Source organism: Paenibacillus odorifer (genome assembly GCF_000758725.1).
Classification (GTDB): domain Bacteria; phylum Bacillota; class Bacilli; order Paenibacillales; family Paenibacillaceae; genus Paenibacillus_AQ; species Paenibacillus_AQ odorifer.
This window is the reverse complement of record NZ_CP009428.1, coordinates 4,258,169-4,271,074: the sequence shown is the minus strand read 5'-3', so window position 1 is coordinate 4,271,074 and position 12,906 is coordinate 4,258,169. Positions and strand designations below refer to the sequence as shown.

The window sequence follows — 12,906 nt, the reverse complement described above, 5'->3', positions numbered from 1 at the left end:
ATCAATTTTGTGGGGTGCACTGATATGGATTTCCGAATCAAAGAACTAGTTAATGCTACACAGCAAACCTATGGATTGGACAACTACTACTTACATACAAATGAAATTTATCGCGAAGTTACGATGCTGGGAGAAACCGACTATTTGCTTAGTATGGAATGGTTTCCTTCTCACATTAAGGAATGGAAGGAGGATTATAATCCGGAAGGAACTGCAGTCATTACGCTTGACTTACTATCCCGCAACTATAAAAGTGTTATTTTTGTTGGAGGGAAATCTTATGCAAATCGAACACCATTCCAAAACATTGAAATAAACGGCGTTATTCAGTGGATGGAAGCTGAAGTAGGGCTTGAATATGGTAAACAATTCTACCTATTGAAGGAAGAAAGAGGAGAATATCATTTTGCCGAATGTATAGACGGTATCCCCATCTCCCCCGGCGGGCGAATGGAATTACGCTTCGATGCGGAAGGTAGGATTATTTTTTATAGTGTATATGGCCAGTTTCCTTCTAGCTCCCTTGTGCACAAAGAGCATTATTCTCTCACGCTTCAAGCGGTAGAGCCACTGGCGAAAAAACAACTACAGCTTATCGAATATCCAGTGTACGAGATGAAGCATCTCCTGCCGATCTATGGGATAGAAGAAATCTACATTACAAATGATGGAACAACCACAATTCCATTTGAGATGATATCAGGTACGAGAGCACGACTGAATATTGATCAAGTAATACATTGGGAGCAAGTGGACACGGAACAGTTCGCAAGGACGGAGATCCGTCTGCAAGAAGTAGTTACAATCGAACAGGCAGTAGCACGTGAGCCGCATCCAGATTCATTTTCAATCACAGACGTAGAACAAGCCCAATGTATAGCCGCAGTCGAAGCTGGTTTAAGCCAGCTCTATCCGGATGAATCCGGACAATGGATTCTGAAGACTTTACATCGGGAAAGAGGACATATTCAAGCGACATTGAGGAGGAATGCGCCAAGTAATCGTATTTTTCAGCGTAAGATCCTCCTGTTTATCGATACGAAAAATTATAAGGTTATAGATTATATGGATAACAAGTTAATGCTCGATACGTTTGATGAGTTCCAGAGCGAAGGGGAAATTGCTGTGAGCCATGACGAAGCTTATGACAAGCTCAGGGGATGGTTCGAATTAACACCCGTCTATGTGTATAATCCTGGGCAGAAGAAGTATGTGCTGTGCGGGAAGCTGGATTGTGATTTTGCAGTGAAGGCTACTAGCGGAGATGTGGTGGAGTTGGGTAGTTTGGATTGATAGTGAAACCAGATTGATTTAGTCAAAAAGATAACTTCCGAAACTCATGTCCAAGAGACATGGGTTTTTCTTTATGTAGTTGGATGCCAAAAATTTAGACTTAATGAAAATAATTGTATGGAAATTTGATATACACGCAGAGAAATTCCGGTGTATAGCGTCAAATATAAGTAGACGTTAGAAAAAAAGAAAGTTCCGTTAGGTACAATGGATGAAATGAGAGACAATAACCGTTTTAAGGATGGTGAATGAGTTGGGTTTCAAAATACGTAAAAACACGGTGCAGTCCGTCTGGATGATGTGGGAAAAAGCTTTTGCGTTGCTTTCACATTTTCGCGGATCGCATAAGTCACGCTTTGGAATATGTACCGTGATGCTAAAAAAGCACCGGGGACAGCCTATTGTATGCCAAGACGCCACGGTCATCAATCAGGGAGAGTGGGTGGGAGAACTCCACCTCGACAATGAAAGAATCCTGAAGTTGATCCGGTCCGAAGGATCGGATCGTGCCGCACTGCAAACGGCTCGCATGCTGCGCAAATCAATGCACCAAATCAATGAAGCCTTCGAATCGCAGTCCGAGTTCAGGCAGGTCAAGGCTTTATTGGGGATTACACTGCTCCATCGGGGATTAACACACGGTCTTGGTTTTGAACAACAAAATATAAAGTCCGGCGTTTTCGAACGCATCACCACCATCTATCTTCGATTGCTGCTGTCTACCATGCATCCGGAAGGGAGACAAAGAATCAATCGGCGAACAGAGCAACTGGTCCCGATGTTACTGATCCATTCACGCGCCTCACTGAAAAATCGATTCTCACCCGGACAGAACTACTCTGGATAGGACTTAGGCTTGTTATAAGGAGGTGTAATCATACTTACATATCTGATAGGAGGAATACTATGTGCCGCTACTCTTTACATGTTTATTCCAAGTTTGATTACGCGAGTGAGCGGCTTTGGTGTCTTTCGCAAAGGAACGGTAAAAAAACAGGTGGCATTCACTTTTGATGATGGGCCACATCCGAAATATACGCCGGAATTGCTGGATTTATTGAAGTTACATCAAGTGAAGGCTACTTTTTTCGTGCTTGGATCGCGAGCGGAGCAGTATCCAGATCTGATCAGAAGAATGGATCGGGAAGACCATCAGATTGGCATCCATAATTATTGCCATACATCTAACTGGCTGATGCTGCCCAGTACTGTTAGGCGAGAACATCTGGATCGCTCCGCTGATATTATAGAGTCTATTGTCGGAATCAGACCCAATCATTACCGTCCACCCTGGGGATTAATCAATCTATTTGATTTCTTTCGGCACAAGCAGTATCGAATTGTTTTATGGTCCCTGAAGGCGGGCGACTGGAACATCCGGGCCTGTCAAACCCGGATGCAGGCCATTCTATTAGGTGGAATCACCGATGGCTCCGTTGTTTTACTTCACGACAGCGGTGAGACTGCGGGCGCGGACCGGCATGCTCCTTATTTTATGCTGCAAGCTTTAGAAGAAGTTCTGAACCAACTACAGGCAAGAAACCTGCAATTTGTCCGGCTTGATGAAATGTCTTGACGTATTCCAGTGATTTTGATTTTAAGACTTAAATTGTTTGCGGAAGCAGAGCGGCGAGATGCCCATTATTAATTTGAAGGTTCGTCCAAAATGGGAGGTGTTATCAAACCCAACCATTCCCGCAATTTCAGTAACATTAAACGAAGAGCCAACCAGCAAATCACGCGCTTTTTTGATGCGGATATTATTGATATATTCAATGAAGCTGAACCCGGTGGATTCTTTAAAAGTGCGGCAAAGGTAGGAAGAGCTTATGTCGAATTGCCGTGAAATCTCACAGAGCTTGAGCGGTTCCATATAATGTTGATTTACATAATTAACGATGTCCAGGACTTTCTTATGTGTACGATTGGATTCTACAAATGAAGCTACGCGGCTGTCAAATAGTTTACGATTAAGATAGAGGAGCAGCTCCACCAATAATATTTGTTGGTACTGTTCATATCCGCGGGCTTGCTTCTTCCCCTCCTGGATCATTTTCTGAAAAAGCTGTTCGATGAAATATTGATCCATCCCGGTCATCTTCAAAGCGCGGTAATCACTTTTGAACAATTCGAGCAGTTCCTCACATTGACTGCCGGTGCAGAAATGCTGCAGGAATTCTTTTTTAAACAGGAGTGTTACCCGCTCATACATATTGCAGCCTGAATTGACCAGTTTGTGCATTTCGTGAATATCCATAAATAGCAGTGTTCCGCCCGCAACCTGATAGGTTCTGTCCCCTATAAAATAATAAAAATCCCCGGATATTAAATACAGAATCTCATATGCATCATGATAGTGTCTTGCAGGCATGCTGGTGTATACCTGTTTCTTGCGGCTGATGTCAAAAAGAGTAGACTCATAAAATACCGGCTTCATTCAGCACCTCCTAAGAGGATTGTAGACTTAATCTATGGTTTGTAGCAACATATGTATAAAAATTAATAAATACAAGAAAATACGTGCTGTTTGGACAAACTTTTTGAGATAAGCTTGAACTGAATTACCAAGTGTTGGTAAAAGGAGGGCTGTCATGCTCAGATGGGTTGGGGATAAGGTTCACTGCCGCTAAAAGTTAAAGCGCTTAAACTATTCAATTAAAGGAGAGATTGCGGTGCTAAATTCAACGAAGAGTAAGGTTTCCAAGAAGATGAAATTTTCATTGATGATTCTGCTCAGTTTTTCAATGATTTTTTCTTATGGCTGTCTGTCCAAAACATCTCAACAGAAAAGTTATGCGGCAGGGAACCCTGATTCTAACTTCTCACCGGCAACACTTCAATTCTTGCGTGACAACACAGGACTGGATGGTGAGCAGTGGAACAATATTATGATGCTTGTCAACAAACCGGAGCAGGACGATCTGAACTGGATCGATTTTTACGGATATTGTGAAGATATTGATGATGACCGCGGGTATACGATTGGAATATTTGGTGCAACTACAGGCGGCTCAAATGATACCGGTCCTGACGGTCCGGATCTGTTCAAGGCATATGACGCTGCTAAAGGCGCGAGTAATCCTTCGGTTAAAGGTGCATTGGCCCGGATCGGTGTTAAGGGTTCGATGAAAGGGAAGATCCTCGAGATCAATGAAAGCGAAGAGAGCTTCTGTAGAAAAATCGGCAATTTGCAAGATGATCCCGAGTGGAGAGAGGCTATGTGGAAAACGTTCTACAATATCTATATTAAATACAGTGTGGAGCAGGCCCGCAAACGCGGTTTTAACTCGGCATTAACTATTGGTTCCTTCGTGGATGCAGCGCTGAACCATGGAGCTACCGGCGGCTCCGAGACCCTTCAAGGGCTTTTGGGTAAATCCGGAAGTAGCACGGATGAGAAGACTTTCATGACCAAATTTTATAAAGAACGGACCAAGATTGTGGATACTAATGAGTACAACTCTCCGCCTAACGGCAAGAACCGTGTGAAGCAGTGGAGTAATTTGCTGAACATGGGAGAGACAGACCTGAAAGGTGCAGATTCGGCAATTCTTCAAGTCACCGACTGGGAACTCCAATAACAGGAATGTAAGGGCAGTAGAACCACCGTTCTTCTCGGTGACTGCGGTTCGATGATAAGTGAGATTAAGGAAGAGGGAGATGGGCTGAATGGATAACAACCAATCTTATCTCAAAAATAGATTTTACAAGGTAATCAGTCTAATGGTTATAGGTTTGCTGCTTGCCATGGAGTTGACCGGGTTTGTCTCAGCAGGAAGAGAGGGAAATGAGGAAGATCTTGCAAGCGAAGCAACTGCAGTTCAGGAAACGATTGCCCAGTGGATTTTTAAAGACAAAGGCGAGAACGGTGTATTTCCGGCTACAGGCGGGGTATATCAGACGGCTTCATCCATTCGTGATGTAGGAACTAATACGAATGCGTACACCTATGAGTTAGGTGAGAACAGCGTACGCAACCAGGGGTGGCATGAAGGAACGGGCCTGAAATACTGGCTTGCCACGCTTTCTACCAAAGGTTTCGAAGGTATCTTCCTCTCTTCACAGCAAACTTCTTCAAGTACAGGACCCAGGGATTTTAAGGTGCAATACAGTATAGATCAACAGGAATGGACAGATGTTACGGGCGGCAACCTTGTTTTAGCCCAGAACAATTTTAATTGTTCCAATAATTCCTGCAAATTAACTAACCTCGCTTTGCCTGCGGGAACAAACAATCAAGATGTACTCTATATCCGCTGGGTGGTAAACTCTGCGAAAAGTGTAAGCGGGGGAACGGTGTCCAGCTCAGGCTCAAGCAGAATCAAAGATGTGATAATTAAAGGAACACGCAGCAGCGGCGAACCTGGGGACACTCCCACACTTGAGGTAAGCAAAACTCCCGCTTCAGGGGCTGCAGATGTTTCCCTTAACGCAGAGATCACAGTGAAGTTTAACAAAGCGATCAGTCTCGACAGTGGTTATCAAGTTGTAATCACGGAAAACAATCTCCCTCTTAATAACATTTCTGCTTCGCTCCTCGGTCAAGACACAGTCAGAGTCAGCCACCCTAATTTTACTGCCGGCAAAACTTACAACGTGACCGTCCCTAAAGAGCTTGTTAAGGGGACTGCGGATGGCCGGACACCTGAGAACGATATTACCTGGAGCTTTAAGACAAAGTCTCCGGATACCGGCATCAAAACACCAACGCTGCTGAACATGACTTTTAACGGGGACCCAAAGACAAGTATCGCCTTTGACTGGTATACAGCCGAAACCGTCAGAGGTACAGTAGTGCAAGTAGTGGAGGCCTCCAATGCGGGAGGAAGCGAGTTTCCGGAACAACTGGCAGCTTCTTATGAGGGCAGCTCAACAGTTATTGAAACCTTAATGACATCAGGAGACAGAAGTTCTAAAAAGTATAAAAAGTTCGCCAGCCACAAGGTTATTGCAAGCGGTCTTAAGCCTGGAACCCAATATATCTACCGGGCCGGTAACGGTGATGCGGACGGCTGGAGCGAGGCGGGTTCTTTTACCACGGACAAGGCGGATAATCAGGATTTCCATTTCCTCTATGTAACCGACACCCAAGGCTCAAGTAAATCGAATTTTGATCTGTGGCAGGATACTTTTAAGAGAGCTATTGAGAAAACGGTAGATCCCAAGTTTGTTCTTCTTACAGGGGATCTAACGGATGACGGTGATCTGGAGCAGCTGTGGCAGTGGTTCTTGGGTGTGCCGAAAAAGGAATTTGCCAATGTGCCATTTGCACCGATTATCGGCAACCATGAGATAGAAGATTATCCGAATAACAACTTCTATAACCATTTTAATCTTCCAAAAGATGTCGGGACGGGTGCTCATGACGGTTCGGTATATGCTTTCGAATACGGCGATGCCCTGTTTATGCAGATCAATTCCCAGTACGAAGGGGAGGTCAAGCCATACAAAGCGGATATTCAGTTCACCAAACAATTGGAATGGATGCGGAATCAGGTGGCAAAGACCGATAAAAAGTGGAAATTTGTCTCGATGCATAAGGGAGCGTATTCTTCAGGGGATAATGCTTCGGCAGAAAGCGACCGGGTAGAATTTTACCGGAAATATCTGATTCCTGTATTTGATGAGCTGGGTGTGGATATGGTTTTTGAAGGTCATGACCATATGTATATGAGGTCTTTTCAAATGCTGAACAACGTTCCGATTAAGAATGTCATTACCGATGAGCAAGGAAATGTGCTGAATCCCAAAGGGACCGTATATCTAATGGGCAACTCGGCAGCTTCGAAATTCTATGCTATTAATCCAGATGCAGACACTTTTTTTGCAGCAAAAAACGATCAGCCCAACAAGAAAATGTTCGTGGATGTTTCCATTACAAGCGACGTGCTGAAATTCACATCCTACACAGCAGTTAAAGATAAACCCCTTGCCGTCTATGATGCTTACAGTATTAAACGGACTGATGTCAAACCCGGCATTGTCCAAAATCCAAGCGCAGTAAGACAGTCAGGGAACCGTGCAGTTCTTTCTTGGAAAGCGCCAGCAAATAGTTCTGAGCCGGTGCGAGGTTACCGGATTTACGAGAAAAATGATAAAGTCAGCACAAACTGGAGCGTGTATGTACCGACGGTAAGCGGTCAGACGAGTTACAGCTATACATTAAACGGCATAGATTCTGCTAAAGCCTACAATTTCGTTATTAAAGCAGTGGGGACAAGAAATAACTCGCTTCCAGCAGAGGCAGGAATACAATGAAAGGATAGAGGAGGCGTTGACGGGGCTTAGGCATCCGTTAACGCCTTTTTTTAGTTGTTGAAGCTGTCCATTCCTCCTACGGAACTCCTCAGAAAGATAGCCTCACTTTTTACCAGATCATGATTCATTGCGCATTGGCGTGACTTTTGTTCCGTCAAAGTATAACGGCAGACCTTCGGCCAGAATCGGCAAGAGGGTTTGGGTTGGGTCCTACGAAACCTAGAATGGGGATGAAAAATTTAAGTGCCATCCATGCATAGACACCAGGTAAGCCGTGAATCAAAAATACGCAGATCCATGATAGTAAAGCTGCAGCCAAAATTGTACTACCTAAATACCCGAATGCTTGAATTATTCTTTTCATATTCGCACCTAACGTATAAGAAAGTGTCTAATAGTTAGACGAATATAACTGTAAAAATCACTTCAATTGCTAACATATCCGAGGCTCGATACGGTTATTTGGATAATACCACCATAGGGAAATCTGAAAAACAAACATTTGTACAACTGTATTTGTCTTGTACCGTTCTTTGAAGTTAGTAATAAACTATATCAATCTCAGAAAAGGAGTTGATTTAGTTGGCTAACAGTGATATACGTCTTACTCTTTGGTCGGGTACTAATTTTACCAATCGTCGGATTCGATTCAGACGTGGAGGAGTTGCGGTTCGTGATCTTGGAGCGTTTCGGTTTAACAACGTTCTCTCGAGTTTCCGTCTCAGAAATGTTGTGGAAAGCTCTCAAGTAACGCTTGTGCTTTTTTCGCGAATTAACTTTCAGGGATCGTTCCGTGTGTTCCGTGGCAGCCAAAACGTAGCGAACTTGAATAATTTTAACTTTAACAATGTCACATCTTCGTTGATATTGGTAGGACGTATCCTTACAAGCTCCGAAATTTCGCAAATTCAAAGAACTGGTAGAGCGCCTCGAGATGTCCTCGTAATAAGACAATAATAATGCAAAGGGGGCGCCCTAGGGCGCCCCTTTTTTACAAATATCAGTAGCACAGGTCAAGACAAAATATGCATAGAATTTAATATAAAATAAGAGAATAGGTGCTGCTCCCGCAAACAATCCTCCTTTAAACTAGTAACGTACTTAACAAAATCTGCTAGAGGAGGATTCAAATGCGCAAAAAGGTTATCGGGAGAATTTGCAGTACAGTTATGATTTGCAGTCTGCTTGCAGCAGGCAACGGAACGACCTACGCCGATGGCGCCAATAACTCTGATGCTCCTACCAACAAATCGGTCAAAAACGTAATCCTGTTTATTACGGATGGGATGAGCTTATCCGATGTGAACTTGGCCAGATGGTATCAGGGAGGGCAGGCGCTTGCGATGGATAAGTATTTCAGCGGGCTGGTGAGAACATATTCTACGGATTCACTGACCACAGATTCCGCTGCGGGAGCTACGGCTTATGCTACAGGCCATAAGGTTAAGAGTGAGACGGTATCCATACTTCCAGACCGAATAACGATGCCTTTCATAAGCGCAGTTAAGCCAGAGGACGTGAACAAACCTCTGCCTACCCTTATGGATGCAGCGAGAATGGCAGGGAAAAGTACAGGAACGGTATTCACTTGTGAATTAACGGATGCGACGCCGGCTACATTTTTAAGTCATGCATACACGCGTGACAATGCGCAGTCTATTGCAGAACAGATGGTCTATAGTGGTGTAGATGTTCTACTTGGGGGTGGTTCCGGGTATTTGGTACCCGGCAAAGAAGACATTAACCGCAAGGACGGAGAAGATTTAACCAAAGTTCTGAAATCAAATGGGTATGAATACGTAACGGATAAAGCAGGGTTAATGAATTCTAAAACGAATAAAATCTGGGGTCTCTTCAACCCCGAAGCACTGGATGCTGATTTTGACCTGAACCCGCAAAAGCAACCGAGCCTTGCTGAAATGACCAAAGTAGCGATAGAGAAGTTGTCGCAGAACGAGAACGGTTTTATTCTGATGGTCGAAGCAAGCCAGATTGACTGGTATGGTCATGATAACGATCCAGTGGGTATTATGAGTGAGACCTTAGCGTTTGATAAAGCCTTTAAAGCCGCTGTTGACTTTGCAGAAAAAGATGGCAATACAGCAGTCTTATCGGTTTCGGATCATGCTACCGGCGGGCTCAATATGACGAACTATGATTCTACCAAAGACCTAATCTCCGTGCTGAAGAAAGCGAAGCATACCAGTTATTACATTGAAGGCAGTATTAATGAGAGCAATTTTAAAAAGGTCCTTGCAGATCATTATGGACTTAGTGATCTAACCAAAGAAGAAGCAGATCAAGTCAGATTGGGAATGCAGGATAACCTTTCGCCGGTCATCGGTAAAATTTTGGGGGATAAAATAGGTGTAACCTTCTCTACGGATGATCACACATCGGAAGAAGTTGGCTTATTCGCGTACCATCCGGCTAATTTTAAACCGACTGATTTCGTGAACAGCGGTGTAATCCAGAATACGGATGTGAATAAGTATATTCAAGAAGTGACCGGACTCAATCTGGCGCAGCTTCAGGATACACTGTACGTATCCAGTGATAAATTCAAGGCCAAAGGAGCTACGATTACCCTAGATAAGACCGATAAGAATAATCCGGTGGTTGTAGTGAAAAAAGCAGGCCAAGTTCTCAAGCTGCCTATAGATAAAAATATCGCCATACAGGATGGCAAAACAACGAAACTAAATGTGCTGACGGTAATGATTAAAGATAAAGTGTGGATTTCGCAGGATGCTTTGGACTTGATTCTCTGATTCTTAATGTTCATTTTGTGATCTGTCGGCTAAAAGTTAAAGCGCTTAAACTTGAGAACCCCTTTTTATAAGGGGTTTTTGGGTTGGGAAAATAAATTCCGACTTGCATTAAGAGGAGGAAAGTGAAGTTTTTATCGTTTTGTTGCAGGCTTTTTTCCATAGGTCATCAAGCGCCAAAGCTTTTCTAAGGGTCCCATGGAAAAGAACTTGAACCAGATGGTACTAAAAATGATTTGAATAAAATAAATCAGAACTGCGATGTAGAGAATATCTTTCGGTGAAACGACTTCGAGACCTATCATTGAAATGATTGCCGTCCCTATAATGCTTTGTGCTACATAATTTGTAAACGCCATTTGACCCACCCGTGATATGGGTTTCAGGAATTTCACCATTTGTTTATTTTCTAATAGTAGAAATAATGTTGTTAAGTAGAACAAAGTGGTTGGGAGAGATCCTAAGCCCGTAACTGAATCTACATTGCTGTTCCCACTTTGAGAAGCGTTCCAAATCCATAGTGAAAAACCAATGAACAACAGAAATGATACCATTTGAATTCCTCTAATTGGTTTAGACAATTCTTGTATGTGTGTCAGCCAACCTGACTTTGCGGTTAAAAAACCAGCTAAAAACATAATAAAGATTTGTATAGCATCATTAGAAAAAATATCAAGGATAGATGATATAACCCCTAGAGTGGGTAGAAATATTTTTGCCACCAAGGAAATGATGTAAATGGATGTCATACCTATCAGCCATTTTTTAAGTGTAGAAACCGTTGTGTGATAAAAAGGGATCAGAAACAATCCGATAATGGCGTATGCGGGCAGAATGGTTCCCCAAAAGATAAATACATGAATGATTCCCAGCAGCAAAAGGATTAGTAAACGTCTAGCCATACGCCATCTGGGTTTATCTCCCCGGCTTTCGGCTCTTGAGGCGAAAATGTATAGACCTACACCAAATAGAAAGGAAAAAATAGAAAAGAACTTTTTTTGTACGAAGATGATTATCAAGCTATGGATGATTCCATTAATGCCACTATAGTCTGGTAAGGGATCTCCTTCCATAATAACTTTAAAGGCTCCAACATTTATAAGCAGAATGCCGAAAAGAGCAAGTCCGCGAATGATGTCGAGTGAAATGATTCTTTCTTTTTGCGAAATGGAGGGATTCATTAATAGTGCTCCTTTGAAAATATTTTTATTTGCCTAGGAGTTAGTATAAGTTGCGAACCTTACATTAAATTGATGCCAACATTACAGGATCCTTAAATTTGATAAAATGTTCCAACTCCAGTTGAATTAGAATCAGTTTTATGGTTAATATGAATACTAAATCATTTTGGGGTGTGAACTAGAAATGTCAGCATATACTCAACCGATCTTTGTGGCAGCGATCTTTTTTGTGGTTTTAGCATTTGCCTTATTTATCCCATGGCTCATTTATACCTATAGAAAATATAATTACCTTCCCTTTTCTACCACGTTAATTTCGTTTTCGTTTATCTTTTACTTTCTAGCAGCGTTATTTTTAGTATTGTTGCCGTTGCCGGAAATACGTAATACTTGTTCTCTTCAAAAACCGGGCACACAACATTATTCACTTATGCCATTTCAATTTATAGTGGGCACCTTTGGCAATAGTGGCATCGTGTTATCACAGCCAGCTACTTATAGACTGTTATTTAGCCAACCCTCATTCTATCAAGCTTTTTTTAATTTCTTGCTATTATTACCTTTTGGTGTTTATCTGCGATACTTTTTTCATGATAAAAAATATTGGAAGAAAGCTCCAGGCTTCACGTTCCTATTAACTTTATTTTATGAGATAACACAGGTAACCGGTATTTACGGGATTTATAATTGCCCTTATCGTATTTTTGATGTGGATGATTTATTGTTAAATACTTCTGGCGGAGTACTGGGGTTCTTTATTGCTCCAGCCGTGTTGGCGTTATTCCCATCAAAAAAGAAAATTAAGGAGAAAGCAGAAAGATTATTAGCTCTTGATGAAGTAAGAGGGATGTCTGTGTTACTGGCTGTTATTATTGATCTATTTATCAGCAACGTAGTAGTTAAAGTTGTGTTGAGTATGACCAACGTTAATATGGTTAGTGAATTTATTGCGAGCACAATTACACTTTCTGTAACCTTTTTTATTATTCCGATGATTTGGAATGGATCGACAATCGGTACGAAAATAATGCGTTATCACTATGACAGTAAAATAAGTCGAGTGGAAACTAACAAGCGATTATTTAAACGCTTTGGTGCCATTTACGCAATGTACTTCATAACAGTCATTGCGAATATTTTGAATAATGTGGAAATATCAATGGATTCTCCATTTTATAAGGCATCTATATTCTTAACCCTAGGTGCTGGATTGACCTCCATTATTTTAACGATCGTGTTGTTCATCCATATTGTCTTAGTCGTGTTTGGCAAACAAAAACGCCGCTTTTACTTTGATGAAGCTTCTGAATTATATACAACCAGAAAAAAATGAATGCTATTCAATAGCAAAGGGATACTCCGTAGTCTTAAATGGCTACAGGGTATCCCTTTTTTTGTAGATTTAA

General features: G+C 42.2%; 10 protein-coding genes. 8 read left to right on the top strand and 2 right to left on the bottom strand.

Going from position 1 to position 12,906, the window contains the following annotated elements:
• Positions 1-24 precede the first annotated feature (24 nt).
• The 3 genes from PODO_RS18565 (at position 25) to PODO_RS18555 (ending at position 2,869) form a co-directional block, all read left to right on the top strand.
• Complete coding sequence (locus PODO_RS18565) at positions 25-1,293, top strand: hypothetical protein (RefSeq protein WP_038572089.1); 1,269 nt, start codon at positions 25-27, stop codon at positions 1,291-1,293.
• A gap of 241 nt (positions 1,294-1,534) precedes the next feature.
• Positions 1,535-2,140 (top strand): YkoP family protein, encoded by a 606-nt coding sequence (locus PODO_RS18560; protein ID WP_038572087.1) that lies wholly within the window; start codon positions 1,535-1,537, stop codon positions 2,138-2,140.
• A 78-nt stretch (positions 2,141-2,218) separates the two neighbouring features.
• Complete coding sequence (locus PODO_RS18555) at positions 2,219-2,869, top strand: polysaccharide deacetylase family protein (protein WP_244886354.1); 651 nt, start codon at positions 2,219-2,221, stop codon at positions 2,867-2,869.
• Between the two features lie 21 nt (positions 2,870-2,890).
• Here PODO_RS18555 and PODO_RS18550 read toward each other — a convergent pair whose 3' ends face one another.
• Positions 2,891-3,730 (bottom strand): AraC family transcriptional regulator, encoded by an 840-nt coding sequence (locus PODO_RS18550; RefSeq protein WP_038572084.1) that lies wholly within the window; start codon positions 3,728-3,730, stop codon positions 2,891-2,893.
• 235 nt (positions 3,731-3,965) lie between these two features.
• Between PODO_RS18550 and PODO_RS18545 the strand changes: the two genes are divergently transcribed.
• The 4 genes from PODO_RS18545 to PODO_RS18535 all read left to right on the top strand — a co-directional run bounded on the left by PODO_RS18545 (position 3,966) and on the right by PODO_RS18535 (position 10,322).
• Entirely contained in the window at positions 3,966-4,874 is a 909-nt protein-coding gene (locus PODO_RS18545; RefSeq protein WP_244886353.1) for a chitosanase, read from the top strand.
• Between the two features lie 88 nt (positions 4,875-4,962).
• A complete protein-coding gene (locus PODO_RS18540) occupies positions 4,963-7,551 on the top strand; it encodes a metallophosphoesterase (RefSeq protein WP_038572083.1) in 2,589 nt (862 codons plus the stop codon).
• Positions 7,552-8,133: 582 nt separating this feature from the next.
• Positions 8,134-8,508, top strand: a complete 375-nt coding sequence (locus tag PODO_RS32230; protein ID WP_076100295.1) for a hypothetical protein — start codon at positions 8,134-8,136, stop codon at positions 8,506-8,508.
• A 173-nt stretch (positions 8,509-8,681) separates the two neighbouring features.
• Positions 8,682-10,322, top strand: a complete 1,641-nt coding sequence (locus tag PODO_RS18535) for an alkaline phosphatase (protein WP_036688747.1) — start codon at positions 8,682-8,684, stop codon at positions 10,320-10,322.
• Between the two features lie 131 nt (positions 10,323-10,453).
• Here PODO_RS18535 and PODO_RS18530 read toward each other — a convergent pair whose 3' ends face one another.
• On the bottom strand, positions 10,454-11,500 hold the full coding sequence (locus tag PODO_RS18530) for a DUF418 domain-containing protein (RefSeq protein WP_038572081.1): 1,047 nt from the start codon (positions 11,498-11,500) through the stop codon (positions 10,454-10,456).
• A gap of 184 nt (positions 11,501-11,684) precedes the next feature.
• Between PODO_RS18530 and PODO_RS18525 the strand changes: the two genes are divergently transcribed.
• On the top strand, positions 11,685-12,833 hold the full coding sequence (locus tag PODO_RS18525) for a VanZ family protein (protein ID WP_038572080.1): 1,149 nt from the start codon (positions 11,685-11,687) through the stop codon (positions 12,831-12,833).
• The last annotated feature ends 73 nt before the right edge of the window (positions 12,834-12,906 follow it).

Excerpts from the sequence above, each read along its gene's own strand:
- PODO_RS18565 (WP_038572089.1), top strand. The coding sequence starts at position 25 with ATGGATTTCCGAATCAAAGAACTAGTTAATGCTACACAGCAAACCTAT.
- PODO_RS18560 (WP_038572087.1), top strand. The coding sequence starts at position 1,535 with ATGGTGAATGAGTTGGGTTTCAAAATACGTAAAAACACGGTGCAGTCC.
- PODO_RS18555 (WP_244886354.1), top strand. The coding sequence starts at position 2,219 with ATGTTTATTCCAAGTTTGATTACGCGAGTGAGCGGCTTTGGTGTCTTT.
- PODO_RS18550 (WP_038572084.1), bottom strand. The coding sequence starts at position 3,730 with ATGAAGCCGGTATTTTATGAGTCTACTCTTTTTGACATCAGCCGCAAG.
- PODO_RS18540 (WP_038572083.1), top strand. The coding sequence starts at position 4,963 with ATGGATAACAACCAATCTTATCTCAAAAATAGATTTTACAAGGTAATC.
- PODO_RS18535 (WP_036688747.1), top strand. The coding sequence starts at position 8,682 with ATGCGCAAAAAGGTTATCGGGAGAATTTGCAGTACAGTTATGATTTGC.
- PODO_RS18530 (WP_038572081.1), bottom strand. The coding sequence starts at position 11,500 with ATGAATCCCTCCATTTCGCAAAAAGAAAGAATCATTTCACTCGACATC.
- PODO_RS18525 (WP_038572080.1), top strand. The coding sequence starts at position 11,685 with ATGTCAGCATATACTCAACCGATCTTTGTGGCAGCGATCTTTTTTGTG.